General features: G+C 61.9%; 25 protein-coding genes and 1 other RNA gene. 14 read left to right on the top strand and 12 right to left on the bottom strand.

The annotated features are described in order from the left end of the window. Window positions 1–8 precede the first annotated feature (8 nt). Window positions 9–1,349, bottom strand: a complete 1,341-nt coding sequence (aceF, locus tag I4X03_RS18120) for a dihydrolipoyllysine-residue acetyltransferase (protein WP_223469653.1) — start codon at window positions 1,347–1,349, stop codon at window positions 9–11. A 122-nt stretch (window positions 1,350–1,471) separates the two neighbouring features. Then, window positions 1,472–4,168, bottom strand: a complete 2,697-nt coding sequence (gene aceE, locus I4X03_RS18125) for a pyruvate dehydrogenase (acetyl-transferring), homodimeric type (RefSeq protein WP_223469654.1) — start codon at window positions 4,166–4,168, stop codon at window positions 1,472–1,474. 333 nt (window positions 4,169–4,501) lie between these two features. Here aceE and folD point away from each other — a divergent pair, with 333 nt between their 5' ends. The 7 genes from folD (at window position 4,502) to I4X03_RS18160 (ending at window position 11,050) form a co-directional block, all read left to right on the top strand. Further along, complete coding sequence (folD, locus tag I4X03_RS18130; RefSeq protein WP_223469655.1) at window positions 4,502–5,347, top strand: bifunctional methylenetetrahydrofolate dehydrogenase/methenyltetrahydrofolate cyclohydrolase FolD; 846 nt, start codon at window positions 4,502–4,504, stop codon at window positions 5,345–5,347. Between the two features lie 40 nt (window positions 5,348–5,387). Then, the gene (locus I4X03_RS18135; protein ID WP_223469656.1) at window positions 5,388–7,475 is read left to right on the top strand and encodes a M3 family metallopeptidase; all 2,088 of its coding nucleotides are present in this window, start codon (window positions 5,388–5,390) and stop codon (window positions 7,473–7,475) included. 4 nt (window positions 7,476–7,479) lie between these two features. After that, entirely contained in the window at window positions 7,480–8,139 is a 660-nt protein-coding gene (locus I4X03_RS18140; RefSeq protein ID WP_223469657.1) for a glutaredoxin family protein, read from the top strand. Between the two features lie 4 nt (window positions 8,140–8,143). Continuing rightward, window positions 8,144–8,569, top strand: coding sequence for a DNA polymerase III subunit chi (locus I4X03_RS18145; protein WP_223469658.1), 426 nt, complete (start codon window positions 8,144–8,146; stop codon window positions 8,567–8,569). Then, window positions 8,566–8,943 (top strand): DUF2486 family protein, encoded by a 378-nt coding sequence (locus tag I4X03_RS18150; protein ID WP_223469659.1) that lies wholly within the window; start codon window positions 8,566–8,568, stop codon window positions 8,941–8,943. The genes I4X03_RS18145 and I4X03_RS18150 overlap by 4 nt, the downstream gene beginning before the upstream one ends. 82 nt (window positions 8,944–9,025) lie before the next feature. Continuing rightward, window positions 9,026–9,718, top strand: coding sequence for a CPBP family intramembrane glutamic endopeptidase (locus I4X03_RS18155; protein WP_223469660.1), 693 nt, complete (start codon window positions 9,026–9,028; stop codon window positions 9,716–9,718). Between the two features lie 189 nt (window positions 9,719–9,907). Beyond that, the gene (locus tag I4X03_RS18160) at window positions 9,908–11,050 is read left to right on the top strand and encodes a branched-chain amino acid ABC transporter substrate-binding protein (protein WP_223469661.1); all 1,143 of its coding nucleotides are present in this window, start codon (window positions 9,908–9,910) and stop codon (window positions 11,048–11,050) included. A gap of 92 nt (window positions 11,051–11,142) precedes the next feature. Here I4X03_RS18160 and I4X03_RS18165 read toward each other — a convergent pair whose 3' ends face one another. Beyond that, window positions 11,143–11,451: a c-type cytochrome gene (locus I4X03_RS18165; protein WP_223469662.1), complete on the bottom strand. Its 309-nt coding sequence runs from the start codon at window positions 11,449–11,451 to the stop codon at window positions 11,143–11,145. A gap of 191 nt (window positions 11,452–11,642) precedes the next feature. Here I4X03_RS18165 and I4X03_RS18170 point away from each other — a divergent pair, with 191 nt between their 5' ends. After that, window positions 11,643–11,870, top strand: coding sequence for a TIGR04438 family Trp-rich protein (locus tag I4X03_RS18170; protein ID WP_223469663.1), 228 nt, complete (start codon window positions 11,643–11,645; stop codon window positions 11,868–11,870). Between the two features lie 128 nt (window positions 11,871–11,998). Here the strand turns inward: I4X03_RS18170 and ilvD are convergent, their stop codons facing one another. Then, window positions 11,999–13,681, bottom strand: coding sequence for a dihydroxy-acid dehydratase (gene ilvD / locus I4X03_RS18175; RefSeq protein ID WP_223469664.1), 1,683 nt, complete (start codon window positions 13,679–13,681; stop codon window positions 11,999–12,001). 126 nt (window positions 13,682–13,807) lie between these two features. On the opposite strand from ilvD, the gene I4X03_RS18180 reads away from it, so the two are divergent. From I4X03_RS18180 to I4X03_RS18190, 3 genes are read left to right on the top strand one after another with little or no spacing between them, the layout of a single operon-like run. After that, window positions 13,808–14,704 carry a LysR family transcriptional regulator gene (locus I4X03_RS18180; protein ID WP_223469665.1) on the top strand — a complete coding sequence of 299 codons (897 nt, stop codon included), beginning with the start codon at window positions 13,808–13,810 and terminating at the stop codon, window positions 14,702–14,704. A gap of 2 nt (window positions 14,705–14,706) precedes the next feature. After that, window positions 14,707–15,516, top strand: a complete 810-nt coding sequence (lgt, locus tag I4X03_RS18185) for a prolipoprotein diacylglyceryl transferase (protein ID WP_223469666.1) — start codon at window positions 14,707–14,709, stop codon at window positions 15,514–15,516. Between the two features lie 5 nt (window positions 15,517–15,521). Further along, window positions 15,522–16,079 carry a GNAT family N-acetyltransferase gene (locus tag I4X03_RS18190; RefSeq protein WP_223469667.1) on the top strand — a complete coding sequence of 186 codons (558 nt, stop codon included), beginning with the start codon at window positions 15,522–15,524 and terminating at the stop codon, window positions 16,077–16,079. A 14-nt stretch (window positions 16,080–16,093) separates the two neighbouring features. Here I4X03_RS18190 and I4X03_RS18195 read toward each other — a convergent pair whose 3' ends face one another. The 6 genes from I4X03_RS18195 to I4X03_RS18220 form a co-directional block, all read right to left on the bottom strand. Continuing rightward, window positions 16,094–18,046, bottom strand: a complete 1,953-nt coding sequence (locus I4X03_RS18195) for an alpha/beta fold hydrolase (RefSeq protein ID WP_223469668.1) — start codon at window positions 18,044–18,046, stop codon at window positions 16,094–16,096. A gap of 64 nt (window positions 18,047–18,110) precedes the next feature. After that, window positions 18,111–18,914 carry a sulfite exporter TauE/SafE family protein gene (locus tag I4X03_RS18200; RefSeq protein WP_223469669.1) on the bottom strand — a complete coding sequence of 268 codons (804 nt, stop codon included), beginning with the start codon at window positions 18,912–18,914 and terminating at the stop codon, window positions 18,111–18,113. Window positions 18,915–19,081: 167 nt separating this feature from the next. Then, a complete protein-coding gene (locus I4X03_RS18205) occupies window positions 19,082–19,549 on the bottom strand; it encodes an EVE domain-containing protein (protein WP_223469670.1) in 468 nt (155 codons plus the stop codon). Window positions 19,550–19,638: 89 nt separating this feature from the next. Then, window positions 19,639–19,819: non-coding RNA, 6S RNA (ssrS, locus tag I4X03_RS18210), on the bottom strand. Between the two features lie 46 nt (window positions 19,820–19,865). After that, window positions 19,866–20,180 carry a cell division protein ZapA gene (locus tag I4X03_RS18215; RefSeq protein ID WP_223469671.1) on the bottom strand — a complete coding sequence of 105 codons (315 nt, stop codon included), beginning with the start codon at window positions 20,178–20,180 and terminating at the stop codon, window positions 19,866–19,868. Next, window positions 20,177–20,410, bottom strand: a complete 234-nt coding sequence (locus tag I4X03_RS18220; protein WP_223469672.1) for a DUF904 domain-containing protein — start codon at window positions 20,408–20,410, stop codon at window positions 20,177–20,179. Before I4X03_RS18220 ends, I4X03_RS18215 begins: the two co-directional genes overlap by 4 nt. 317 nt (window positions 20,411–20,727) lie before the next feature. Here I4X03_RS18220 and groES point away from each other — a divergent pair, with 317 nt between their 5' ends. Together groES and groL are read left to right on the top strand one after the other, a co-directional pair. Continuing rightward, on the top strand, window positions 20,728–21,018 hold the full coding sequence (gene groES / locus I4X03_RS18225; protein WP_223469673.1) for a co-chaperone GroES: 291 nt from the start codon (window positions 20,728–20,730) through the stop codon (window positions 21,016–21,018). 47 nt (window positions 21,019–21,065) lie between these two features. After that, the gene (gene groL, locus I4X03_RS18230; protein WP_223469674.1) at window positions 21,066–22,715 is read left to right on the top strand and encodes a chaperonin GroEL; all 1,650 of its coding nucleotides are present in this window, start codon (window positions 21,066–21,068) and stop codon (window positions 22,713–22,715) included. A 146-nt stretch (window positions 22,716–22,861) separates the two neighbouring features. Here the strand turns inward: groL and I4X03_RS18235 are convergent, their stop codons facing one another. Continuing rightward, window positions 22,862–23,488, bottom strand: a complete 627-nt coding sequence (locus I4X03_RS18235; RefSeq protein ID WP_223469675.1) for a hypothetical protein — start codon at window positions 23,486–23,488, stop codon at window positions 22,862–22,864. 172 nt (window positions 23,489–23,660) lie between these two features. On the opposite strand from I4X03_RS18235, the gene I4X03_RS18240 reads away from it, so the two are divergent. Beyond that, the gene (locus I4X03_RS18240) at window positions 23,661–24,146 is read left to right on the top strand and encodes a hypothetical protein (protein ID WP_223469676.1); all 486 of its coding nucleotides are present in this window, start codon (window positions 23,661–23,663) and stop codon (window positions 24,144–24,146) included. A 3-nt stretch (window positions 24,147–24,149) separates the two neighbouring features. On the opposite strand, the gene glk is transcribed toward I4X03_RS18240, so the two are convergent. After that, on the bottom strand, window positions 24,150–26,000 hold the full coding sequence (gene glk / locus I4X03_RS18245) for a glucokinase (protein ID WP_223469677.1): 1,851 nt from the start codon (window positions 25,998–26,000) through the stop codon (window positions 24,150–24,152). Window positions 26,001–26,059: the final 59 nt, after the last annotated feature.

Here is a 26,059-nt window from a genome sequence, read left to right on the forward strand (position 1 = left end):
CGATCTCCTTAAAGCAGTGACTTGCGCAGGTCGGCCATGACTTCGGCCAGGTATGCGGTGAAGCGTGCGGCCATGGCGCCGTCGATCACGCGGTGGTCGTACGACAGCGACAGCGGCAGCATCAGGCGCGGCTGGAATGCCGCACCGTCCCACACCGGCTTCATCGACGACTTGGACAGGCCAAGGATCGCCACTTCCGGTGCGTTGATGATCGGCGTGAACGCGGTGCCGCCGATACCGCCCAGCGACGAGATCGTGAAGGTCGCGCCCTGCATGTTGGCCGGGCTCAGTTTGCCGTCGCGCGCGGCGCCGGACAGCTCGGCCATTTCGGTGGCGATCTGCGAGATCGACTTCTTGTCGGCGTCCTTGACGACCGGGACCATCAAGCCGTTCGGCGTGTCGGCCGCGAAGCCGATGTTGTAGTACTGCTTGAGGATCAGGTTCGCGCCGGTGCCGTCGATCGACGCATTGAACGCCGGGTACTTCTTCAGCGCGGCGACGCTGGCCTTGATCACGAACGCCAGCATGGTCAGCTTGACGGTCGACTTGGCCTTCGCCAGTGCGGCGTTCGAATCGACGCGGAACTGTTCGAGGTCGGTGACGTCGGATTCGTCGAACTGCGTCACGTGCGGGATCATCACCCAGTTGCGGTGCAGGTTCGGACCGCTGATTTTCTTGATGCGCGACAGCGGCAGCAGTTCGGTCGGACCGAACTTGGAGAAGTCGAGCGACGGCCACGGCAGCAGGTCGAGGCCGACGCCGGAACCGCCGCTGGCCGCCGCTGAGCCGTTACCCGGCGCGCCGCTGGACATGACGCCCTTGACGAAGCTTTGCACGTCCTGCTGGGTGATGCGGCCTTTAGGACCGCTGCCCGGCACGCGGGTCAGGTCGACGCCGAGTTCGCGCGCGAACTTGCGGATCGATGGGGATGCGTGTGCCTTGCCGTTCGAGACTGGCGCTTCAGCCGCGGGCGCTGGAGCCGGTGCTGACGCTGGTGCTGCGGCCGGTGCTGCGGCCGGAGCCGGGGCAGGTGCGGCCGCTGGTGCTGGCGCAGCTGGTGCCGCCGCAGGCGCTGGTGCCGCCGCAGGCGCTTCGGCCGCTGCGCCGCCTTCGGCAGCTTCCACCGTCAGCAGCAGCGAGCCTTCAGCGACCTTGTCGCCGACCTTGATCTTGATTTCCTTGACCACGCCAGCGTGGCTGGACGGGATTTCCATGCTGGCCTTGTCGGATTCGACGGTGGCCAGCGACTGATCGACCTTGATGGTGTCGCCTACCTTGACCATCAACTCGATGACTTCGACTTCCTTGAAGTCGCCGATATCCGGGACTTTAACTTCCACTACGCTCATATCGTTGCTCCGTTCTTATTTGAGTTAACCGCGTGTCGTTCCCGCGGAAACGGGAACCTATGCTCACGCGGCTTGGCGCGCGGCGCATGGGTTCCCGCCTTCGCGGGAACGACGTGGTGGCGTTATTGAGTCACCGGATTTGGCTTGTTTGGATCGATACCATACTTCGCTACCGCGTCGGCGACAACCGACGCTTCGATCTTGCCCTCTTCCGCCAGCGACTTCAGCGCCGCAACGGTAATGTAGTGGCGGTTCACTTCGAAGAACTCGCGCAGCTTGACGCGGCTGTCCGAGCGGCCGAAACCGTCGGTGCCGAGCACGCGGTAAGTGCGGCCCTTCGGCATGAACGCGCGGATCTGTTCTGCGAACAGGCGCATGTAGTCGGTGGTAGCAACGATCGGGCCGCTGGTGTTTTCCATCAGCTGCGTCACGTAAGGAACACGCGCCGCTGCGGTCGGGTTGACCAGGTTCCAGCGTTCGCAATCCTGGCCGTCGCGCGCGATCAGCGTCAGCGAAGGCGCCGACCAGATATCGGCCGCGATGCCCCAGTCCTTCAGCAGCAGTTCGGCGGCGAAAATCGATTCGCGCAGGATCGTGCCCGAGCCGATCAGCTGCACGCGCTGCTTGGCATTGGCGTCGCCTTGCTGCAGCAGGTACATGCCCTTCAGGATGCCTTCTTCGCTGCCGGCCGTCAGGCCTGGATGCGTGTAGTTCTCGTTCATCAGGGTGATGTAGTAGAACACGTCCTGCTGTTCGGCCACCATGCGGCGCAGGCCGTCCTGCACGATGACGGCGACTTCGTGCGCGAAGGTCGGGTCGTACGGCATGCAGTTAGGGATGGTCGCCGCCATGATGTGGCTGTGGCCATCTTCGTGCTGCAGGCCTTCGCCGTTCAGCGTGGTGCGTCCGGCCGTGCCGCCCATCAGGAAGCCGCGCGCGCGCATGTCGCCTGCCGCCCAGGCCAGGTCGCCGATGCGCTGCATGCCGAACATCGAGTAGAACGTGTAGAACGGGATCATCACGCGGTTGTTGGTCGAGTACGACGTCGCCGCCGCGATCCACGAGCTCATGCCGCCCGCTTCGTTGATGCCTTCCTGGAGAATCTGGCCGGCCTTGTCTTCGCGGTAGTACATGACCTGGTCCTTGTCGACCGGCTCGTACAACTGGCCCTGCTGGTTGAAGATGCCGATCTGGCGGAACAGGCCTTCCATGCCGAAGGTACGCGATTCGTCCACCAGGATCGGCACGATGCGCTGGCCCAGGGCCTCGTCGCGCAGCAGTGTCGAGATGATGCGGACAAAAGCCTGCGTGGTCGAGATTTCGCGGCCTTCGGCGGTGGCGTCGAGCACATTCTTGAAGGCCGCCAGTTCCGGAACCGGCAGGACTTCTTCAGCCTTCTCGCGGCGCTGCGGCAGGTAGCCGCCCAGTGCCTTGCGGCGTTCGTGCAGGTACATCATCTCAGGCGAATCGTCGGCTGGCTTGAAGAACGGGATGTCTTTCAGCTGGTCGTCCGGGATCGGGATCGCAAAGCGGTCGCGCATTTCGCGGATCGCCTCGTCGTCGAGCTTCTTGGTCTGGTGCGCGGTATTGCGCGCCTCGCCCGACTTGCCCATGCCGAAGCCCTTGACGGTCTTCACCAGCAGCACCGTCGGGGTGCCCTTGTTGTCTTGCGCGTTCTTGAAGGCGGCGTAGATCTTGTGCGGATCGTGGCCGCCGCGGGTCAGGCGCCAGATGTCGTCGTCGGTCATGTTGGCGACCATCTTCAGCAGCTCCGGGTGCTTGCCGAAGAAGTGCTTGCGCACGTAGGCGCCGTCCTTGGCCTTGTAGTTCTGGTATTCGCCGTCGACGGTTTCCATCATCACGCGCTGCAGGATGCCGTCCTTGTCCTTGGCCAGCAGGGCGTCCCAGCCCGGGCCCCAGATGACCTTGACGACGTTCCAGCCGGCGCCGCGGAAGTCCGCTTCGAGTTCCTGGATGATCTTGCCGTTGCCGCGCACCGGGCCGTCAAGGCGCTGCAGGTTGCAGTTGACCACCATCACCAGGTTGTCGAGGCGCTCGCGCGAGGCCATGCCGATCGCGCCCATCGATTCCGGCTCGTCCATCTCGCCGTCGCCGCAGAACACCCAGACCTTGCGGTTTTCGGTGTCGGCGATGCCGCGCGCGTGCAGGTACTTCAGGAAGCGCGCCTGGTAGATCGCCATCAGCGGGCCCAGGCCCATCGACACGGTCGGGAACTGCCAGAATTTCGGCATCAGTTTCGGGTGCGGGTACGACGACAGGCCCTTGCCGTCGACTTCGCGGCGGAAGTTCAGCAACTGTTCTTCGGTGATGCGGCCTTCAAGGTAGGCGCGCGCGTAGATGCCTGGCGAGGAATGGCCCTGGATGTACAGCAGGTCGCCGCCATGGCCTTCGCTCGGAGCGCGCCAGAAGTGGTTGAAGCCGATGCCCAGCATGTTCGCCAGCGAGGCGAACGACGAGATGTGGCCGCCCAGGTCGCCGTCGGCGCGGTTGGCCTTGACCACCATCGCCATCGCGTTCCAGCGCATCCACGAGCGCAGGCGCTCTTCGAATTCCAGGTTGCCCGGGCAGTGCTCTTCGAGATGGGTGGGGATGGTGTTGACGTAGGCGGTATTGCTGGAAAACGGGATGGTGGCGCCGCGGCGGCGGGCCAGGTCGACCAGCCGCTCCATCAGGTAGTGCGCGCGCTCAGGGCCTTCGTTTTCGATGACCGCTTCGAGCGCATCGAGCCATTCCCTGGTTTCGAGCGTATCCGGATCGTTGGCGGCTTGTGCCGTCAACTGGTCGAGTTGAGCTGACATTGGTGCGTCTCCTTTGTTAGTGCCCTACCCGATCCCGGGATCGCTGGCGGACGTTTTTGCTAAGTGTTTAAAAATACCATTAATTAGTGCAGGAATTCTAACAGCACTCTTGAAGATTTTCAAATTGCGGAAGATCATTTCATATTGTGGAATATGCCTTCGCCGTCGTTCCCGCGAAAGCGGGAACCTATGCAAAATCGACTGGTTTGTGAACGACGCCCTATCGCGATGGCATCTCAGCATGGATTCCCGCCTTCGCGGGAATGACGTCGATGGACGCCACCTTACGCCCCACGCCTTATAATCGCTATTTTCCCTGCCCCATTGCCAATCATGCCTGCTCAACTGATCGACGGAATCGCCCTCTCCCAACAACTGCGCGCGGAAATCGCCCAGCGCGCCGCCGCGCTGACCGCCAAGGGCAAGCAACCCGGCCTCGCCGTGATCCTCGTCGGGGAAGACCCGGCCAGCCAGGTCTATGTGCGCAACAAGGTCAAGGCCTGCGGCGACGTCGGCTTCCACTCGGTGCTGGAGAAGTACGACGCCGACCTGAGCGAAGCCGCCCTGCTCGACCGCATCGCGTCGCTGAACGCCGATCCGTCGATTCACGGTATCCTTGTACAGATGCCGCTGCCGAAGCACATCAATCCGCACAAGGTCATTGAAGCGATTTCGACGACCAAGGACGTGGACGGCTACTCGGTGCTGTCGGCCGGAGAACTGTTGACCGGGCTGACCGGCTTCCGCCCGTGCACGCCGTACGGTTGCATGAAGCTGATCGAAAGCACCGGCGTCGACCTGCGCGGCAAGCACGCCGTGGTCATCGGCCGCAGCAACACGGTGGGCAAGCCAATGGGCCTGCTGCTCTTGCAAGCCAACGCCACCGTGACCATATGCCATAGCGCGACGCCGGACCTGGCGTACCACACCCGCCAGGCCGATGTGGTGGTCGCAGCGGTCGGGCGCCGCAACACGCTGACGGCCGACATGGTCAAGCCGGGCGCGATCGTGATCGACGTCGGCATGAACCGCGACGACAACGGCAAGCTGTGCGGCGACGTCGACACCGCCGCGGTGCGCGACGTGGCGTCGTACATCACGCCAGTGCCGGGCGGTGTCGGCCCGATGACGATCACGATGCTGCTGATGAATACGGTGGAAGCGGCTGAACGAATTTAATTTGCGCGGCAAGGCCGCGATCAACGAACTGGAAAATGACATGACGACTACGACTGCAAATCCCCTCCTCGACTTTTCCGGCCTGCCGCGCTTTGATCAGTTCAAGCCCGAACACGTAACCCCAGCGATCGACGAACTGATCGCCAAGGCCAGCGCCGTTGTCGCCAGCCTCGAAGCCCCGGGCGACAACGTCAGCTGGGATAATTTCGTGGTGCCGCTGGAAGAATCCACCGAGCGCCTGGGCCGCGCCTGGGGCATCGTCAACCACCTGAACAACGTGGCCGACACGCCCGAGCTGCGCGCCACCTACAACGACAACCTGCCGAAAGTGACCGAGTTCTGGACCGCGCTGGCCCAGAACGAAGCGCTGTTCGCCAAATACAAGGCGATCGCCGCCAGCCCGGACTTCGCATCGCTGTCGCCGGCGCGCCAGAAACTGGTCGGCAACGCGGTGCGCGACTTCCGCCTCGGCGGCGCCGAGCTGCCGGCCGAGCGCAAGGAGCGTTTCGCCGACATCCAGGAACAGCAGGCCGCGGTGTCGACCCGCTTCTCCGAGAACGTGCTCGACGCAACCAACGACTACAAGCTGCTGGTCGACAGTGAAGCCGACCTGGCCGGCGTGCCGGACGACGTCAAGCAGGCCGCGCGCGCCGCCGCCGAAGCCGACGCCAAGGCAGGCTTCCAGTTCACGCTGCACTTCCCGTCGTACTTCCCGCTGCTGCAGTTCGCCGACAAGCGCGAGCTGCGCGAGACCATCTACCGCGCCAGCGCCACCAAGGCGTCGGAACAAGGCACCTTCTTCAGCGAAATGGAAAAGTGGGACAACAGCGAGAACATCTCGATGCTGCTCAAGCTGCGCAATGAAGAAGCGCGCCTGCTCGACTACCGCAACTTCGCCGAAGTATCGCTGGTGCCGAAGATGGCGCAAAGCCCCGAGCACGTGATCGAATTCCTGCAAGACCTGGCCTACCGCGCGCGCCCGTACGCGCAGAACGACCTCGATGAACTGCGCGCCTTCGCCCGCGCCGAACTGGGCATCGACAAGCTCGAAGCCTGGGACATCGCCTATGCGTCGGAAAAGCTGCGCGAGCAGCGCTATGCCTTCTCGGCGCAGGAAGTGAAGGAATACTTCCCGGAGCCGAAGGTCATCGACGGCCTGTTCCACCTCGTGCAAACCCTGTTCTCGGTCGAGATCAAGCCTGACAGCGCGCCGGTGTGGCATCCGGACGTGCGCTTCTACCGCATTGAACGCGACGGCCAGCTGGTCGGCCAGTTCTACTTCGACCTGTACGCCCGCGCCGGCAAAGGCGGCGGCGCCTGGATGGACGACGCGCGCGGCCGCAAGCTCGATACCGGCGGCGTGATCCAGACGCCGATCGCCTACCTGACCTGCAACTTCACGCCGCCGGCGACGGTCGACGGCCAGCTGCAGCCGTCGCTGTTTACGCACGACGAAGTGACCACGCTGTTCCACGAATTCGGCCACGGCCTGCATCACATGCTGACCGAAGTCGAAGAGCTGGGCGTGTCGGGCATTTCGGGCGTCGAGTGGGACGCGGTCGAACTGCCGTCGCAGTTCATGGAAAACTTCTGCTGGGAGTGGGACGTACTGCAGCACATGACGGCGCACGTCAAGACCGGCGAACCGCTGCCGCGCGCCCTGTACGACAAGATGCTGGCCGCGAAAAACTTCCAGTCCGGGATGCAGACGCTGCGCCAGGTCGAGTTTTCGCTGGTCGACATGCACCTGCACTACGACTACGATCCGGCCAGCGCGCGCAGCGTGCAGGAGCTGATCAACGACGTGCGCGAGAAGTTCTCGGTGATGATGCCGCCCGCGTTCAACCGCTTCCAGCACTCGTTCGGCCACATCTTCTCGGGCGGGTACGCCGCCGGCTACTACAGCTACAAGTGGGCCGAAGTCTTGTCCGCCGACGCGTACGCCGCCTTTGAAGAAGCGGTCGAAGCAGGCGGCGGCACGCTGTCGGAAGAAACCGGCAAGCGCTTCCAGCGCGAGATCCTGGCCATGGGCGGCTCGCGTCCGGCGCTCGAATCGTTCAAGGCCTTCCGCGGCCGCGAACCGAAAATCGATGCCCTGCTGCGGCATAGCGGCATGAAGGCTGATTAAGACCATGAATATCGCAAAGCTGATCCCGGCGGCGCTTGGCGCGGCGCTGCTGCTGGCTGGCGCATCGGCCAGCGCGCAGATCTACAAATGGGTCGACGCCAAGGGCGTGACGCATTACAGCGACACGCCTCCGGCGTCGAAGCAGGCCGAGGTCAAGCCGTATGGCGGCGCCGATGCGGTGCTGGTGCCGCTGCCTTACGAGCTGGCGCGCGCCGCGCGCACCTCGCCGGTGACGCTGTACACGATGCCCAAATGTTCGGGCTGCGACTCGGGCCGGGCGCTGCTCAAGGCGCGCGGCATTCCGTTTACCGAGAAGACGGTGACCACGGCGGCGGACCAGGACAAACTCAAGCAAGCAGGCAGCGATGGCCAGTTGCCGCTGCTGCTGGTCGGTCGCAGCAAGCTGCTGGGATTCGAGACGGGCGAGTGGAACAGCGCGCTGACCAATGCCGCCTACCCGGCCAAGAGCATGCTGCCATCGCGCTATCGCCATCCAGAAGCCGTTGCCGCCGCGCCGCCAGCGACCGGCCCATCGCCGGAAGCCCTTCAACGCCAGCAGCGCGAAGCGGCGCAGGCCGCCGACGCCGAAGCCAGCGCTGCTGCCGCGCGCGAAGCCCAGGCACGCGAAAAGAAAAAATCCACTACGCCAGCGTTCCAATTCTGACCCCATGACACGCATCGACTTCCATACCAACATCCCCGACAAGCTGGCCTACGCCTGCAGGTTGACCCGCAAGGCCCTCGCCGCGCGCGGCAAGCTGGTGCTGCTGGCCGAAGACGCCGCGCAGGCCGCGGCGCTGAACGAGGCGCTGTGGACGGTGTCGCCGACCGACTTCCTGCCGCATGTGATGGCGGGCGACGCGCTCGCCCCGCATACGCCGGTCATCGTCACCCACGATGAAGAAGCGGCGTTCCCGCACGCGGACATGCTGGTCAACCTGACGCGCCGGATGCCCTCGACGGTGGACAAGTTCCAGCGCGTGTTCGAGATTATTTCGACTGACGAAGACGACGCCGCGGCGGGCCGCAAGCGCTACGTCGCCTACAAACAGCAATCCTACCCACTGACCCATTTCGTCGCAGGACAGACATGAGCAACCAGGCATTCGACGCGAGCATTCCGGTACTGACCGAGGTATTCGACAAGGAGGAGGCGCCAGCCGCGGCGGCGTTGCCGGCGCAAGGCACGCTGCACGCGGACCTCGAACAGCGCGCAATCGATACCTGGACCGAGCCGGAATGGACATTGCTTGAGCGGCGCCTGTCGGAGCGGATCTTGCAGCAGCTGCAGGGCCGGGTCGACTTCGTGCTGGAGCAGCGGCTCAAGGACAGCATGGAAGAAGTGCTGCGGCACGCCGTGGCGGGGCTGACGGCCGAGATTCAGCAGGGACTGCAGCAGACCATCGAAAAGATCGTCGTGCGCGCGGTGGCGCAGGAACTGACGCACCTGCAGACGCTCAAGAAGTAAGCGTCGGATTTCTCCATGTAGGGCGGATAAGCGTGGCTGCCCTGCCGATCGTTGTCCTTACTTGAAAGCGCGGACCTTGCCGATGCCGGAACTTATCCTCGCTGCCTATCTCGTTGCGGTCATGCCCGCGCGGAGTATCTGGAAGAGCCTGAACAAGCAGGCGACCGCTACGCGTGCCCCGCGCTACCTGAAGACGATCGTGGAAATTGCGATCCTGCTGGCGATGCTGGCAGCCGTTACCATGTTCGCCGGGCGCAGCGCGGATTCGCTGGGCCTCGACTGGCCGTTATCGCGCGCTGGATTCTGGGGCTTGGTGGGCGCGCTGATTCTCCTCGCCGTGCTCTGGCTGGCCGGCGCCATGTCGTCCAGGTCACTGACAGACGACAAGCGCGCGGAACTGGAATCGCAGGTTATGGACAGTGACGCGATGCCGCGAACCGCTGCCGAGCTGCGAATGTTTTTCGTGGCATCGCTATTCGTCGGCACCGGCTGGGAACTGCTGTACCGGGGTTTCCTGCTAGCGGTGCTGACACCATTGATTGGCGCGTTCCCCGCGATAGCCGCAGCGGCCATCGCCTATGGCCTCGCGCATGGGTACAAAAGCCCGCAACAGCTCATCAGCAGCATCATTTCCGCCTTCATTTTCACGATTGCGTATTACCTGACCCAGAGCCTGTGGTGGTTGATGTTGATCCATACCGGCATCGGCATTATTGGCGCGCTTGGCGCATACAAAGCCGTCAGCAGCACCCGGGAGCCCACCCCAGCGTCCTGAACACTTTCATCTGCTTACAACTGGCGCAAAATTCTGGTGCACCGCTCCCCGGGTCGGTGCGTTAACCCGGCACGGCCAATAAAATTGAAGTTTAGCCTTTGCTAAGCTTTTAAATTGTTGTACCTTTTGCCTACGTAAAATTTATAAAGGCGTCACGAACGCCCGTTTTCTATCCATTGGAGGAAGTATATGCAGTTCACGACGAAACTCATTCCACTCGCTATCGCGATCGCCTTCGCCGGTTCGGCCAGCGCCCAGGAAGTCGTTCGGATCGGCCACGTCGGCCCGATCTCCGGCGCCAGCGCGCACCTCGGTAAGGACAACGAGAATGGCGCCAAGATGGCAATTGAGGAATTGAACGCCAACGGCTTCACCTTGGGCGGCAAGAAAGTGAAACTCGAACTGCTGACGGAAGACGACGGCGCCGATCCGAAGCAAGGCACCGCAGTGGCGCAGAAACTGGTCGACGCCAAAGTGCACGGCGTGATCGGCCACCTGAACTCGGGCACCACCGTTCCTGCATCGAAGATCTACCACGACGCCGGCATCCCACAGATTTCGCCATCGGCAACCACGCCGCAATATACCAAGCAGGGCTTCAAGTCGGCATTCCGCGTCGTCGCGAACGACAACAAGCTGGGCGGCACGCTGGGCGCGTATGCGGTCGACAACCTGAAGGCCAAGAGTATCGCCGTCATCGACGACCGCTCGGCCTACGGCCAGGGCGTGGCTGACGAGTTTGTCAAAGGTGCGAAGAAGAAGTTCCCAGGCGTGAAAATCGTCGGCAAGGAATTTACCAATCCAAACGCGACCGACTTCACCGCCATCCTGACCTCGATCAAGGCCAAGAAGCCTGACCTGATCTTCTTCGGCGGCATGGACGCGGTCGGCGGCCCGATGCTCAAGCAAATGAAGGCGCTGGGCATCCAGGCCAAGTTCATGGGCGGCGACGGCATCTGCACCGAGGCACTGTCGCGCCTGGCTGGCGATGGCCTGGGCGAAGGCAACATCACCTGCGCTGAAGCAGGCGGCGTCAAGGGTCCGCAAGAGAAGGTCATGGCCGACTTCCGGGCGCGCTACAAGAAGAAGTACAACGCCGACGTCCAGCTGTACGCGCCATATGTCTACGACGCTGTGATGGTCATGGCGACGGCGATGAAGAACGCCAACTCGGCCGATCCGGCCAAGTACCTGCCTGAACTGAAGAAGATCAAGTACCAGGGCGTGACGGGCAACATCCAGTTCGACACCAAGGGCGACATCCAGAACGGCGCGCTGACCCTGTTCACCTACAAGGGCGGCAAGAAGACCAAGATGGACGTCATCTATTAATCACAGGCCTGGCCGGGAGCTGCGCTTCCGGCCAGGCAGTGATGGACGTAAAAAAACGCGCCTCGGCGCGTTTTTTATTGGCTGGCGAATAATTACTTCTGCGCCATGATCCATTTGACGAGGGTCTTCGCCTCAGCTTCGCTCACCTGCGGGTTCGCTGGCATTGGGACCGCGCCCCAGGTGCCGGAGCCGCCCTTGAGCACTTTCGCGGTCAGCTTCGCTTCCGCATCCTTCTGGCCGGCGTACTTGGCTGCGACGTCTTTGAACGCAGGGCCAACCAGCTTGTTCGCAACCGCGTGGCAAGCCATGCAGTTCTTGGCCTTCGCCAGGTCTGTACTCGCCATCGCGCCTGACGAAGCCAGCGCCGACATTGCCAAAACTACCAACAGGGACCGTTTCATTTAATTCTCCAAGATAACAATGACTACCAAATGCATTCTACCGCGTAAGCCGAAAACTCACAGGCGGGCTCTCACTTTGATTAACGCAGCAGCCCCCTGGGCGGTTGACTTGATGTTGCACCAAGGACACACCGAAATTCCCCCGAGGCAGTCGAAAGTTTGTAAGATGCATTCAAGAAAAGGAGTTTCGAATGCCACTCATCATTATTATTGTTCTCTTGATACCACTGCGCTACTTCGAAGTCTGGCGATTCGCCGAGATTTCCTGGTGGTGGATAGTTGGCCTGATGGTAGTTGCGTTCATCTGGTTCGAATTCATCGAAAAGCTGCTCGGGCTGGACAAGAAAAAAGAACACAACGTCGACGAACAGCGCCGCAAGGCGCGCGTGAAGCAAAGCTTCGACAAGACCAAAAAGTAATATTCCAAAATCGGGGACAGACCACCATTTCAGAACATTCTAAAATGGTGGTCTGTCCCCGATTTTGGAAGTTAAATGGTGGTCTGCGCGCCCCGGTCTGTCCCCGATTTTGGAAGTTTTGCTCGTTGTTATCCGGTGACGGCACCTTTGCTGGCACTCGATGTCAAAGCGGCAAACTTTGCCAGCACGCCGCGGGTGTAGCGCGGCGCAGGCTGCTTCCATTCGGCGCGGCGGCGCGCGATCTCGTCGTCCGGGACGTTGAGCTGGATGAGCAACTGGTGCGCGTCGATCGTCACCGAGTCGCCTTCTTGTACCAGCGCAATCGTGCCGCCGTCGAAGGCTTCGGGCGAGACGTGCCCGACCACCATCCCCCAGGTGCCGCCCGAGAAGCGCCCGTCCGTGATCAGCCCGACCGAGTCGCCCATGCCCTTGCCAATCAGCGCGGCCGTCGGCGCCAGCATTTCCGGCATGCCCGGCCCGCCCTTGGGGCCGAGGTAGCGCATCACCAGCACATCGCCCGGCTTGATCTGGTCGGCAAGAATGGCCGCCATCGCAGACTGCTCATCGTTGAATACGCGCGCCGGACCGGTGATCACCGGATTCTTCAGCCCGGTGATCTTCGCGACACAGCCTTCGGGTGATAAATTGCCCTTCAGGATAGCCAGGTGGCCTTCGGCATACAGGGCCTTGTCGAGCGGGCGGATTACGTCCTGATTCGGGTCGAGCGCAGGCACATTAGCAAGCTCTTCCGCGATGGTGCGGCCGGTGATCGTCATGCAATCGCCATTGAGCATGCCGCCGTCGAGGAGCAGCTTGAGCACTTGCGGGATGCCGCCGGCCTTGTGCAGATCGGTCGCGACGTATTGCCCGGACGGCTTCAGGTTGCAGATCACCGGCACCTTGCGGCGCATGCGCTCGTAGTCGTCGATGGTCCATTCAACTTCGGCCGCATGGGCAATCGCCAGGTAATGCAGCACCGCATTGGTCGAGCCACCCGTCGCCATGATCAGCGCGACCGCGTTCTCGATCGAGGCGCGGGTGATGATGTCGCGCGGCTTGAGGTCGCGCTTGACGGCTTCCACCAGCACACGTGCGGACTCGGCCGCCGAGCCGACCTTTTCATCGTCCGGGTTGGCCATCGTCGACGAGTACATCAGCGACATGCCCAGCGCTTCGAACGATGACGACATCGTGTTGGCGGTGTACATGCCGCCGCACGAGCCCGACGACGGGCAGGCATTGCGCTCGATGCCGTCGAAGTCTTCTTTCGACATGCGTCCGGCGGTGAATTCGCCGACCGCTTCGAACGAGGATACGATGGTCAGGTCCTTGCCCTTCCAGTTGCCCGGCTTGATGGTGCCGCCATAGACGTAAATGGCCGGCACATTGGTGCGCGCCATGGCGATCATCCCGCCCGGCATGTTCTTGTCGCAGCCGCCAATCGCCATGACACCGTCCATCCATTGCCCGTTGACCGCGGTTTCGATGCAGTCAGCGATCACTTCGCGCGAGATCAGCGAATACTTCATGCCTTCGGTGCCCATCGACATGCCGTCCGAAATGGTTGGCGTGCCGAATACTTGCGGGTTCGCGCCCGCTTCGCGCACGGCGCTGATGGCGATGTCGGCCAGTTTTTGCAGCCCCGAGTTGCATGGCGTGATGGTCGAATGGCCGTTGGCGATGCCGATCATCGGCTTGTCGAAATCGGCTTCCTGGTAGCCCAGCGCGTAGTACATCGAGCGATTCGGGCTGCGGGCGATGCCCTCGGTAACGTTGCGGGATCGGCGGTTGTAGCGCGGCGTGTCGGCCATGGTGGACTCCTGTTTTCTGATCTTGTCAGAATGCCTCCGACACGGTAGCAAGTCAAATACCGAATACATAGCGCTGTGATACTCTACGCATATCACAGGCAGCATATTGAAACGAAACGCATATCAGTGAATATCGAGCTACGCCAACTACGCTATTTCGTGGCCGTCGCCGAAGAGCTCCACTTCGGCAAGGCGGCCGATCGCCTGCACATGACCCAGCCGCCGCTGTCGCAAGCGATCCAGACGCTGGAAGACATGCTTGGCACGCTGCTGTTCATCCGCAGCCGCCGCGCCGTGGCGCTCACGCCCGCGGGTGAGGCGTTATTGCCCGAAGCGCGCCGCATGCTCGCCCAGGCGGCGGAGCTTCCCGGCCTGGTGACGCGCGCGGCCGGCGGCGAATCGGGCCGCCTTGCGCTCGCGTTCGTGTCCTCCGCCGACTACAGCGTACTGCCGCCCTTCCTGCGCAACTATCGCGCGGCTTTCCCGCAAGTCCAGATTGTGCTGCAGGAAGCCACCTCGGACGTCCAGGTCGATGACTTGCTGCGCGAGCGCGTCGATGCGGGACTGATCATTCCGCCGCTGCCGGAGAAAGCCGAGGGCGTGCTCGACTACCTCAAGGTTCTCGACGAACCGCTGATCCTGGCCGCTCCCGCCGGCCTCGACGGCCTGGGCAAGCCCGGCGCCGTCTGGCTGAAAGACCTGCCACGGATTCCGCTGATCATTTTCCCGCGCCCGATCGCACCGGCCTTGCACGACGCCATCCTCGCCGTTTTCCGCGCGGCAGGCATCACGCCGCAGATCGGACAGGAGGCGATCCAGATGCAGACCATCGTCAGTCTCGTTTCGGCAGGCATGGGGTTGGCACTTGTGCCACAATCCGTCAGTAACTTGATGCGACCCGGCGTAGAATACCGGGCGCTGCACGACCCGACACCGCTGGTGGAAACCGGCCTGGCCTGGCGCCGCGATAACCCGTCACCCGTGCTGCAAGGCTTCCTCGACTTATTAAGAAAGAATATATAGACATGCTGACCCATCCGATGCCGGATCCCGTTGCCCTCCAACTTGGCCCTGTCGCCATCCATTGGTATGGCTTGATGTACGTGGTCGCTTTCGGCCTCTTCCTGTTGCTGGGACGCGTGCGCATCAAGCAGCCGCACATTGCCGCTCAGGGCTGGAAGAAAGAGGACCTCGACGACATGCTGTTCTACGGCATGCTTGGGGTGGTGGTCGGCGGCCGGCTGGGCGAAGTGCTGTTCTATCAACCCGCGCATTTCTTCGCCAATCCGATCGATATTTTCAAGATCTGGCAGGGCGGCATGTCGTTCCACGGCGGCTTCCTCGGCGTGCTGGTAGCGATGTCGCTGTGGGCGCGCAAGTCAAAACGCAATGTGCTCGACGTCTGGGATTTCATCGCCCCGCTGGTGCCGCTTGGTTACGCCGCTGGCCGCATCGGCAACTTCATCAACGCCGAACTGCCCGGCCGCATCGCCGATGCCAGCCTGCCGTGGGCAATGCTGTGGCCTGGTGTCGAGGGGCCGCGCCATCCATCGCCGCTGTACCAGGCGCTGGTCGATGGCCTGCTGGTGTTTATCTTGCTGTGGATGTACTCACGCAAGGCGCGCCCGCGCCTGGCGGTCGGCGCGGTGTTCACGCTCCTGTACGGCTGCGCACGCTTCTTCACTGAGTACTTCCGCGTGCCGGACTGGCAAGTGACGGTTGCGGGCCTGCCGATCACGTCTGGCCAGATGCTGTCGCTGCCGATGATCATCGCCGCCATCGCGATGCTGGTATGGACGTACTCGCGCGAAGGCCGCGCACCTGCGCGGGCTTAAGCGACATGGCTGGCTTCGCCATCCGGGTAGCCGAAGACCGCGACTTGCCTGCCCTGCCGGCGCTGATTGCAGCGGCGGTCGGCACGCTGCAAAAGTCGTTCCTGACCGATGCCCAGATTGAAGCCAGCCGCGCCATCATGGGACTCGATACCCAGCTGGTGCGTGACGGCACCTACTTCGTCGTGGAATGCGAAGGACGGCTGATCGGATGCGGCGGCTGGAGCAAGCGCGCCACGCTGTACGGCGGCGACAACAGCGTGCACGCACGCGACCCGGCCTTGCTCGACCCGACGCGCGACCCGGCGCGGGTGCGCGCGATGTACACGCACCCCGAGTTCGCACGCCGGGGCGTGGCAAAACTCATCCTGTTAAGCTGTGAGACAGCCGCAGCCGCCGAAGGTTTCACGCGTGTGGGGTTAATGGCCACGCTGAGCGGCGTGCCGCTGTACGAAGTGAGCGCTTACCACGCGCTGGCGCCCAATCCGGTCGACGTCAACGGGGTTGAAATCCCGTTGATCCGGATGGAGAAATCGCTTATCACGGGTTCAATGCCGCGCGCTTAGTCGCGACCGCCCTGTCAGGGTGGCGTTTTCGGCGCGGCTGCCGGGGTTGGAGTGGTTTCGCCGGGTCCGATATGCTTGGCAAGAAACGCGGTCATCGCATTGTAGTAGGTGTGCAGGTTGGCGCGTGTGGAAGTGCCGTGGCCTTCACCTTCAAACTTCCGCCACTCAACCCGCTTGCCATTCACGATAAGGGCGTCGCGCAGTTTCTCTCCATGGATAATCGGCACAATCTGGTCTTCGTCACCATGCATCAACAGCACAGGCGCGACGATTCGGCCTGCGTGCTTGAGCGGCGACACCTGGTCGAACTGCTGCTTGTTGAGTTTCGGGTCGCCGATCCGGTGACGCAGGACCGCGGCGGCGGCTTTATTGGAATTGCGATTTGAAGAGTCACGGAACATCAGCTCCAGGTCAGCCACCCCTGCAAAGCTGATACCGCAACGATACAGCTCGGGGGTTTTGGCCAGGCCCCACATCGCCGCATAACCGCCATAGCTGGCGCCGTAGATGCAAATCCGCTTAGGGTCCGCGATGCCTTTCTTGATCAGGTACTCGACCCCGGCAGTGACGTCGTCCTGCATCCCGAGCCCCCACTGCCCGTAGCCGGCCTCCTCGTATTTCCTGCCGAAGCCGGTGGAGCCGCGGAACTGGGGCTGGAATACCGCATATCCCTTCGCCGCGAGCATCTGCACTTCGGGATTGAACCCCCACTCATCACGCTCGGTTGGACCACCGTGGATCATGACGACCGTAGGCAAGGGACGCGTTTTCACGTCGGGCAAGGTCAGGAACGCGGGTACCACAAAGCCGTCGCTGACTGGGTAAGACATGCTTGCCATCGGCCGCATCGATTCCGGATGAATGGTCGAATGGTAGCTGCCGACATGGCGCAGCGACATGGCGGCGACGTTCAGGACGTACCAGGCGCCCGGATCGACATCGCTTCGCGAATGTACCAGTACATTACTTTTCAAATCGCCGTTCAATACATTGTGGTGTTTCGGGAACAGCTTATCGATCGCTTTTTGCAGGGCAGCCCATTCGGGATTGAACCACACCTGGGTTTGCCGCATGCCGCTGGTCGACACCAGCTCGAAGGTTGATTTATCCATCCCTACCGCGCGCACGATGTCGAGCGAGGGGTGCCCGGCCATCATCTCGCCGATGGATTTAGTCTGGGTGTTGTATTCGAAAATAGCGTAGGTATCCCGTCCTCGCCGCGAAGAAATCACGATGGTGTTTTCCTGGGCCGGTACGTGCAGCGGGATCCAGAAATCGTCGACGACCCTGGATTCCTCCAGCTTCTGCCAATCCTGTTTGCCCGGCGGCTTGAACCAGTTGGTGATGGTCGTCGCATCTTTCCAAAAGGACGAATCGATCATGGTGACTGCGCGCGGCTCGCCCCGCGCATCGAATGCATACGCGATCGGCTTGCCGCTCATGGGAAAACTCAGGTGGTCCTTGCGCCCGTTGCGGGCGTTCACGCGGACCAGCGACATATCGTCGAGGTCCGCGTAGGCCATGACCATCGGCGCTGCCGGATCGGAGCCTGGAAGGCTCCTGATCACCCGATCGCCAAGATTGGCGACAAACTTCCCATCGCGGGTTATCGCATCGGCGCCTTTGTTATAGTTGATCGCCAGCAGGTCATTGCCGATCCAGTGCACGGCCAATGGTACTTTGCTGAATGTCCAAAAACCATCGCGCCCCTTCTTGTTCTTGGCGACGGGCTTGAACTTCAGGTCAGCCACGTCCGCAACCATTACCGTCGAATCGCCGTCCTCGTATCGGATCATGGCGATATATTGACCGTTAGGCGAGAGCGCTGCAAATGTCGTACCGGGCAAATACGGCAGGTCGGCAAAAATCACAGGTGCCGGCGCGGATGTCGCAGGGCTGATAACCGGCTCGGCATGCGCCAGCGCGCCGATGGCCAGCATGAGAAGGGACGACGCTAGTTTGAACATGACGGGTTATTAAAATTACAAACTCGTCAATACTATTCGTTGCATCCAGGAAAGGCAAGCGTTGTCAGGAAAAGGCCTTCCACAACATATAGGCCGCGAGCGCATACAGGATCACCGCGAATATCCGCTTCAGCTTCGCCACCGGCATTTTATGCGCGGCGCGCGCGCCCATCGGCGCCATCGTCACGCTCGCCGCGGCGATAACGGCCAGCGCCGGCAAATAAATATACCCGAGCGAGTATTCCGGCAGGCGCGGCTCGCCCATTCCAAAATAAACGTTCGACAGCGTGCCGGCCAGCGCGATCGGGAATCCGAGCGCTGCGCTGGTCGCAACCGCGTTATGAATTTTGACGTTACACCAGGCCATAAACGGCACCGAGATAAATCCCCCGCCTGCGCCAACCAGGCCGGCAACGATGCCGATCACACCGCCTGCTGCAAACATGCCCGGGGCCTTGGGCAGATCGCGCGACGCATTCGGCTTTTTATTCACCAGCATCTGGGTTGCCGAGAACGCGACAAACAGCGCGAACACCAGCGCCAGCGCGGACGTATCGAGCTGCTTGCCGATCCAGGGACCGATCCACGAACCTATCAGGATTCCCGGCGCCAGCTTGCGCACGACCGGCCACAACACCGCGCCATGCTTGTGGTGCGCGCGTACCGATGACAGCGACGTGAACATGATGGTCGCCAGCGATGTCGCAATCGCCATGTGTACGACCAGCTCGGGAGGAAAGCCGCGCGAGGTTAAAATCATCGTGAGGAAGGGCACCAGCACCATGCCGCCGCCGATGCCCAGCAGGCCGGCGGCATAGCCGCCCGCCGTTCCCATCACGAGGAGCATTGCGATCAAGCCGACATCCATCAGGTGGCGCTCCGTCGTGCGGCAATCTTACTCATTGATTTCATGCGATAGTTTCCTGACTGAATCCATCCATTCTACGCCGGACGACCAGCCAGGGAGAATATGCGGCGCCGTTTACCTGCGCTGCCTGTATCCAGGATGGGATGATGGCCCGGAATGGCCAATAGCTAGCTGGCCGCGCGAAGCCGCTTGAGTACTGCCTTCCACTGCCCCGCGCTGACCGGCGTAATCGACAGCCGGCTGCCCTTTTGCAGCAGCACCATGTCTTCCAGCTCCGCCATGGTGCGCATTTCCGACAGCGGCAGATAGCTGCCCTGTTCGACTGCCTTGACGTCGACCGATACCCAGCGCGGCTGCTCAGGCGTGGCTTTCGGATCGTAATAGTGGCTTTTCTTGTCGAATTGCGAGGCGTCGGGATACGGGTCGCTGACCACTTCCGCAATCCCGGCCACGCCAGGCACCGCGCAGCTGGAGTGATAGAACAGGACGCCGTCGCCGACCTTCATCTGGTCGCGCATGAAATTACGTGCCTGGTAATTGCGCACGCCGAACCACGCCACCGTTTTTCCAGGCGCCGCCAGCACGTCCGCGAAGCTGACTTCGTCCGGTTCCGATTTCATCAGCCAATACGCCATCCGCACTCCCCGTTGAAAGTTGGCGCGAGAAATACGCGCCCATAAAAAAAAGCGGTTGCGCATCGAATGCTTGCAACCGCTTTTGGAATAAGAGCCCCGCCTGTGCCGTTTTTGCCGGCATCCCGAACCTGATGGTTCAAGGTGGTCACAGTTAGTTCAATTTCGGGTTCGTCGGACTAGCGACGCTCACGCCCATCGAACAAAATTCCGCAACCGATGCACATAAATGGTTCAAGGAATATATGGCAATCGCGAACACCGCAGGGTGGAACGAAGTTTACTCCGATGTGTCGCCGTGTCAAACGAATTTGGGCTGTTAAAACAGATTTTCTTGCGGCGTGAGCGCGCTGTCCAACACGGTATGCATCGCGCTCAGTTTCTGCTTGACTTCCAGGATCGACATGTCCGAAAGCGGGCCGCCTTGCGGCGATTTTACCGACAGGAATTCGGCCGCGACGCTGATCGCCGCCATGACGGCAATACGGTCGTTGCCCTTCACCTTGCCGGAGTCGCGCAGCGCGGTCATGCGGGCGTCGAGGTAGGACACCGCCTCTCTCAGCGTGGCCTGCTCGCCCTCCTTGCACACCAGGCGATACGGGGTACCCATGATGGTAACGTCGAGATGGATCATTGGGCGGCCTCTTTGATGGTTGCGTCGTCGTCGGCGTCAGGCGCGGGCAGTTGGGCCAGCAGCGCCTCGACCCGGCGCTGAGCCTCGGACAGGCGCTCCATGAAGGCTTCGTTCTCACGCCCCAGCAGGGCATTCGATTGGCGCAGCAGGGCATTTTCGCGGCGGAGCGACGTCGTCAGCTCGGCAAGCCGGTCGATTTTTTCGGATAGGTCTTGGAATTCGGAAATCATCCCGTAACTATAGTGGTGGCGGGGAATTTCCGTCAACCGATTCAGTACGTTAGGGGACTTTATTCATGCAATCTGTACGACAACAGTTTCCGCCAGGCGAGCATGACGTTTGCGCAAGATCAAGGGTATTAGTTAAATAAAACACTTAGCGCCTTGAAAACCACCCTGACCGTCCCTATAATTAGCACTCGTTAGTAGAGAGTGCTAACAACTCTTTCTGGCCGTTGCAGTCTCTGGAACGGCACGTATGCGGCAGGAAACGGCCCCGCTGTTTCCGTCGACAGTAAGTCAAACCATTGAAAACTAAGGAGTTTTGCATGAACCTTCGCCCTTTGCACGATCGCGTCATCGTCAAGCGTCTCGACCAGGAAACCAAAACCGCGTCCGGCCTGATCATCCCTGATGCAGCCGCTGAAAAGCCGGACCAGGGCGAGATCCTCGCTGTCGGCAACGGTAAAGTGCAGGAAAACGGCAATGTGCGTCCGCTGGAAGTCAAAGTTGGCGACCGCGTACTGTTCGGCAAATACTCGGGCCAGAGCGTCAAGGTTGAAGGCGAAGAACTGCTCGTGATGCGCGAAGAAGACATCATGGCCGTGCTGGTCAAGTAATCAGCGGCACCGTTTGACCCACCAACGAATTTAACGGAGAAACAAACATGGCAGCTAAAGATGTAGTATTCGGCGACGCAGCGCGCGCCAAAATGGTTGAAGGCGTCAACATCCTCGCCAACGCAGTCAAAGTCACCCTGGGCCCGAAAGGCCGCAACGTTGTGCTCGAGCGTTCGTTCGGCTCGCCTACCGTCACCAAGGACGGCGTTTCGGTTGCGAAAGAAATCGAACTCAAAGACAAGCTCATGAACATGGGCGCGCAGATGGTCAAGGAAGTTGCTTCGCGTACCAGCGACAACGCCGGCGACGGCACCACCACTGCAACCGTACTGGCGCAGGCAATCGTTCGCGAAGGCATGAAGTTCGTTGCCGCCGGCATGAACCCGATGGACCTGAAGCGCGGCATCGACAAGGCAGTTGCTGCTACCGTCGAAGAGCTGGCCAAGATCTCGAAGCCATGCACCACCACCAAGGAAATCGCCCAGGTTGGCGCGATTTCGGCTAACTCGGACTACTCGATCGGCGAGCGTATCGCTGAAGCGATGGAAAAAGTCGGCAAGGAAGGCGTTATCACCGTTGAAGACGGCAAGTCGCTCAACGACGAGCTGGACATCGTTGAAGGTATGCAGTTCGACCGCGGCTACCTGTCGCCATACTTCATCAACAACCCGGACAAGCAAGTTGCTATCCAGGACAGCCCGTTCATCCTGCTGTGCGACAAGAAGATCTCGAACATCCGTGACCTGCTGCCAATCCTGGAACAAGTCGCCAAAGCTGGCCGTCCACTGCTGATCATCGCCGAAGACATCGAAGGCGAAGCGCTGGCAACCCTGGTTGTCAACAACATCCGTGGCATCCTGAAGACCGTTGCTGTCAAGGCACCAGGCTTCGGCGACCGCCGCAAGGCAATGCTGGAAGACATCGCTATCCTGACCGGCGGCCAGGTCATCGCTGAAGAAGTCGGCCTGACCCTGGAAAAGGTCACGCTGGCAGAACTCGGCCAGGCCAAGCGCGTTGAAGTCGGCAAGGAAAACACCATCATCATCGACGGCGCTGGCGAAGCATCCTCGATCGAAGCACGCGTCAAGCAGGTGCGCGTACAGATCGAAGAAGCAAGCTCGGACTACGACCGTGAAAAGCTGCAGGAACGCGTTGCCAAGCTGGCAGGCGGCGTTGCAGTGATCAAGGTTGGCGCAGCCACCGAAGTCGAAATGAAGGAAAAGAAAGCACGCGTTGAAGATGCACTGCACGCAACCCGCGCAGCGGTTGAAGAAGGCATCGTTCCTGGCGGCGGCGTAGCACTGCTGCGCGCACGCTCGAACCTGAGCATCAAGGGCGACAATCCTGACCAGGATGCTGGTATCAAGATCGTCCTGCGTGCAATGGAAGAGCCACTGCGCATGATCGTCCAGAACGCTGGCGAAGAAGCATCGGTTGTTGTTGCAGCTGTTCTGGCTGGCACGGGCAACTTCGGCTACAACGCAGCAAACGGCACCTACGGCGACATGGTCGAAATGGGCGTGCTGGATCCAGCTAAAGTCACCCGCTCGGCACTGCAGAACGCAGCATCGATCGCTGGCCTGATGCTCACCACCGATGCCATGGTCTGCGAACTGGCTGAAGACAAGCCAGCGATGGGCGGCATGGGCGGTATGGGCGGCATGGGCGGCATGGGTGGCATGGACGGCATGATGTAATTTTGCCGGACAGGGGCGCTTGTTCCAGGCGCCCTGCTCCCAGCAGCACAAAAAAAGCCTGCAAGGTTACGCCTTGCAGGCTTTTTCAATGTGCTCGCGACCCCCGTCGTTCCCGCGAAAGCGGGAACCCATACACGGCCCGATTCTCACAGGCCTTGACTATCCAGCCCGGTATGGATCCCCGCCTGTGCGGGGATGACGGCCTCGCCGGCCTTTGCGGTCTTGCGGAAGCCGACATTGAGCACCGCCGCCGCCAGCATCCCCGCGATAAACAACTCCGGCACGCCCGGTTCAGGCACCTCGCCGCGGAAAGTCACATCGTCCATCACATAGCCGCCGGCCACGCCTACCACGGTCACGGTATCGACAAATCCCTTGTAGCCGCTGGCCAGAAACTGCACCGGCCCGTCGCCAAACATTTCCAGCATCGGCGAAGAATGCACCAGCATCCCGTCGTTATACAGATTAAACGAGACGTAGTAATACCCGGCGAACCAGGCACCCTTGAAGATCTTGTCGCCATCAAGGAACGTAAAACTCTTTTCGGCCGCATCGCTGAACACGCGCGTCGGCCGGGTGTGCGCATTGAAAGGCGGGAAAGCCGAGGTCAGGTAATACCAGCCCTGCTCCCACGCGACGTTGCGGTACACGGCCGGCATCGGTCCTGGCGTGCGCAGGCCGTCGAAGCTGATGATTTCCGCGCTGGCTGGTGCGCAAGCCAGCGCGGAGGCGGCAAGTAGTCCCGAGATCAGTCGTTTCGCTAAAAGTTTCACGGTCGCACTCCTATAAAGAAGATGCGTCCATTATCTTCTTATCTATTGTTTGCGCTCGCTCAAGCACTTGATCTAGCTCAAAGGATGTGTCCGGCTACTTCCCAGCCCAGCATGATTGCCGCCGCCATGCCTTTGCTTTAGTATGGCCGCAACTATAAAAAAGGGTGTCAACATGCTCAAGCAGGAATCGTCCAAGCAGCGCGTCCGGGCAGCAGCCCTGCTCGCAGCCATCGCGCTCGTTTCGGTGCTGGGTGGCTGCCGCGAGGCGCCAGCGCCTGCGGCGCCGGCGGCGTCGGCAAGCGCGGTCGATCCTGGGGCGACCCGTACCCGCGAACAGGCCATGACGGCGTTGATGGCACTGCCGGAGCTGCAGGCGTGGTCCAGCCAGCTGGAGAAAGCCTCGGCCGGCAAGGTACGCGGTGCGCTGATCGAATACGACAGCGCGCCGCGCGTCGTCAAGGGCAAGCACTACTGGCAGTTCAGCTTCGTCGAAAACGGCAGCGATGCCGCGCACCCGTGGGAGAGCTTCCTGGTATCGAAGCGGGACCACGAAATCCTGGTCGAAGACTTCGGCACCGACACCCCGCTCACGCTCGAACAGTGGCGCAAGGAGAAGCGCCCGATGGAGCGCACCTCGGGCGAGATGATCGGCGAGTAACCGTCAGCTATCGAGGTGCGAGATCATCATGCGGCGGTGATCGGCCTCGCCCAGCTCCTTGCCGCTGCCGTCGAGCGACAGCCCGACCGAAACAATATCGATCAACAGCAGCTGCAGCATCCGCGAGATCATCGACAGGAAGGTCGTACTGTCCTCGGCATGGTCGACCGCCAGGCAGACGGTGGCGCGCTTGGCCAGCGGCGTACCGCTGCCGGTAATCGCAATCACATCGGCGCCGGCTGCGCGCGCCGCATCGACCGCCTCCAGAAGCTCCGGCAAACGTCCCGAATTTGAAATTGCAATCACCACGTCGCCCGCCTTGAGCAGGCCCGCGGCCAGCGTAAACAGATGCGAGTCGCCGTACGCCGACGTTGGAATGCGGAAGCGGAAGAACTTGTGCTGGCCGTCCAGCGCCACCACGCGCGAATTGCCCATCGCGTAGAACTCTACGCGGTTCGCCTTGCTCACCAGTTCGATGGCGCGGTCGATCGAGCGCACGTCCAGCTGGTCGCGGAACTTCAGGATCGCCGACACCGTATTGTCGATCACCTTCGCCGACAGGTCGTGCGTGCTGTCGCCGGTGCGTACCTGGCTGTGCCGCACCGGTATCGCACCGGTCAGGCTGCTGGCGAACTTGAGCTTGAAGTCTGCCAGGCCGAGGAAGCCCAGCGAGCGGCAGAAGCGGATGACGGTCGGCTGGCTGACGTCGGCAAAGCGCGCGATCTCGGCGATCGGCTCGTTGAGCACAAGGCGCGGCTGCTCAAGCACCAGCTTCGCCACGCGCTGCTCGGCGGGCGTGAGCTCGTGCTGCAGGTGGGCGATGCGCTCCATCAGCGTGTTGGCGCCGCTGCGCCCACGCAGGTGCTCGGACAGGATCGTCGCGACGCCGTACAGCGCCGGGTGCGGCGTGGTGATCACGTAGGTTGGAATGCTCGCCAGGTAATCCGAGAACCGTCCCTTCGCTTCGAAGCGCGCACGGAATGACGATGTCGCAAACCACTCGCCCATGCGCGGCACGATGCCACCGCCAATGAAGATGCCGCCGAACGCGCCCAGCGTCACGGCAAGGTTGGCGGCGGCGCCGCCCAGCATGCCGCTGAAGCAGTCCAGCACCTCGAGGCACAGCGGGTCGCGTTCTTCGAGGGCCCCGGCGATGATGCCGGGCGAGGTGCGCGGCGCCGTCTTGATGCCGTTGCGCAGCGCCAGCGCACGGTAGATGATCTCCATGCCCGGCCCCGAGATCAGGCGCTCGTTGGACACGTGCGACCACTCCTTCCATGCGTACTGCAGGATGGCGAATTCGCGCTCGTCGGCCGGGGCGAAGTTCATATGCCCTCCTTCGCTGCCCAGGGTGACGAAGCCGTCCACCGTCGGAATCACGGCGGACACGCCAAGGCCGGTGCCCGGCCCGAGCACGCCGACGACCGCGTTGGCGCCGGCAGTGCCCGCGCCAACCTGCATCAGGTCGGCCGGCTTCAAGCCTGGAAGGGCCATCGCCAGCGCGGTGAAGTCGTTGACGATCAGGAGGGTGTGCAGGCCCAGTTCACGGCGCACCGCGTCGGTGGAGAACTCCCACGCGCGGTTGGTCATGCGAACCTGGTCGCCGTTGATCGGGTTGGCCACCGCGAGCGCGGCGTGGTGAAGGGTGATGCCGCCGTGGTCGGCGAGGTAGAACTGCAGCAGCGGGACGATGCCTTCGAAGTCGTCGCAGCGCAGGACGCGCACCGAGCCGAACGCGCCGGGGGCGGTCTCGAGTGCGAGGCGGGCGTGGGTCGCGCCGATGTCGGCCAGAAGGCGCGGGCCGTCGGCAAAGGCGGTGCGCGAGAGTTTGGCGGTGTCGGCGAGGTTGGTCATGGTTTTATTGGCGCTTGCCCGAATCTGCATAAAAAAACGGCGGGTGCGCTTTCGCCCAC

Source organism: Massilia soli, assembly GCF_016809835.1.
GTDB lineage: Bacteria > Pseudomonadota > Gammaproteobacteria > Burkholderiales > Burkholderiaceae_D > Telluria_A > Telluria_A soli.

What these genes read in the sequence shown, in the direction of transcription:
- I4X03_RS18190 (WP_223469667.1), top strand. Translation starts at nt 15,522, where the DNA reads ATGGCTGGCTTCGCCATCCGGGTAGCCGAAGACCGCGACTTGCCTGCC.
- glk (WP_223469677.1), bottom strand. Translation starts at nt 26,000, where the DNA reads ATGACCAACCTCGCCGACACCGCCAAACTCTCGCGCACCGCCTTTGCC.
- ilvD (WP_223469664.1), bottom strand. Translation starts at nt 13,681, where the DNA reads ATGGCCGACACGCCGCGCTACAACCGCCGATCCCGCAACGTTACCGAG.
- I4X03_RS18220 (WP_223469672.1), bottom strand. Translation starts at nt 20,410, where the DNA reads ATGATTTCCGAATTCCAAGACCTATCCGAAAAAATCGACCGGCTTGCC.
- I4X03_RS18140 (WP_223469657.1), top strand. Translation starts at nt 7,480, where the DNA reads ATGAATATCGCAAAGCTGATCCCGGCGGCGCTTGGCGCGGCGCTGCTG.
- aceF (WP_223469653.1), bottom strand. Translation starts at nt 1,349, where the DNA reads ATGAGCGTAGTGGAAGTTAAAGTCCCGGATATCGGCGACTTCAAGGAA.
- I4X03_RS18155 (WP_223469660.1), top strand. Translation starts at nt 9,026, where the DNA reads ATGCCGGAACTTATCCTCGCTGCCTATCTCGTTGCGGTCATGCCCGCG.
- I4X03_RS18215 (WP_223469671.1), bottom strand. Translation starts at nt 20,180, where the DNA reads ATGATCCATCTCGACGTTACCATCATGGGTACCCCGTATCGCCTGGTG.
- I4X03_RS18170 (WP_223469663.1), top strand. Translation starts at nt 11,643, where the DNA reads ATGCCACTCATCATTATTATTGTTCTCTTGATACCACTGCGCTACTTC.
- I4X03_RS18165 (WP_223469662.1), bottom strand. Translation starts at nt 11,451, where the DNA reads ATGAAACGGTCCCTGTTGGTAGTTTTGGCAATGTCGGCGCTGGCTTCG.
- groL (WP_223469674.1), top strand. Translation starts at nt 21,066, where the DNA reads ATGGCAGCTAAAGATGTAGTATTCGGCGACGCAGCGCGCGCCAAAATG.
- I4X03_RS18205 (WP_223469670.1), bottom strand. Translation starts at nt 19,549, where the DNA reads ATGGCGTATTGGCTGATGAAATCGGAACCGGACGAAGTCAGCTTCGCG.
- aceE (WP_223469654.1), bottom strand. Translation starts at nt 4,168, where the DNA reads ATGTCAGCTCAACTCGACCAGTTGACGGCACAAGCCGCCAACGATCCG.
- I4X03_RS18145 (WP_223469658.1), top strand. Translation starts at nt 8,144, where the DNA reads ATGACACGCATCGACTTCCATACCAACATCCCCGACAAGCTGGCCTAC.
- I4X03_RS18240 (WP_223469676.1), top strand. Translation starts at nt 23,661, where the DNA reads ATGCTCAAGCAGGAATCGTCCAAGCAGCGCGTCCGGGCAGCAGCCCTG.
- I4X03_RS18160 (WP_223469661.1), top strand. Translation starts at nt 9,908, where the DNA reads ATGCAGTTCACGACGAAACTCATTCCACTCGCTATCGCGATCGCCTTC.
- groES (WP_223469673.1), top strand. Translation starts at nt 20,728, where the DNA reads ATGAACCTTCGCCCTTTGCACGATCGCGTCATCGTCAAGCGTCTCGAC.
- I4X03_RS18200 (WP_223469669.1), bottom strand. Translation starts at nt 18,914, where the DNA reads ATGGATGTCGGCTTGATCGCAATGCTCCTCGTGATGGGAACGGCGGGC.
- lgt (WP_223469666.1), top strand. Translation starts at nt 14,707, where the DNA reads ATGCTGACCCATCCGATGCCGGATCCCGTTGCCCTCCAACTTGGCCCT.
- I4X03_RS18135 (WP_223469656.1), top strand. Translation starts at nt 5,388, where the DNA reads ATGACGACTACGACTGCAAATCCCCTCCTCGACTTTTCCGGCCTGCCG.
- folD (WP_223469655.1), top strand. Translation starts at nt 4,502, where the DNA reads ATGCCTGCTCAACTGATCGACGGAATCGCCCTCTCCCAACAACTGCGC.
- I4X03_RS18195 (WP_223469668.1), bottom strand. Translation starts at nt 18,046, where the DNA reads ATGTTCAAACTAGCGTCGTCCCTTCTCATGCTGGCCATCGGCGCGCTG.
- I4X03_RS18150 (WP_223469659.1), top strand. Translation starts at nt 8,566, where the DNA reads ATGAGCAACCAGGCATTCGACGCGAGCATTCCGGTACTGACCGAGGTA.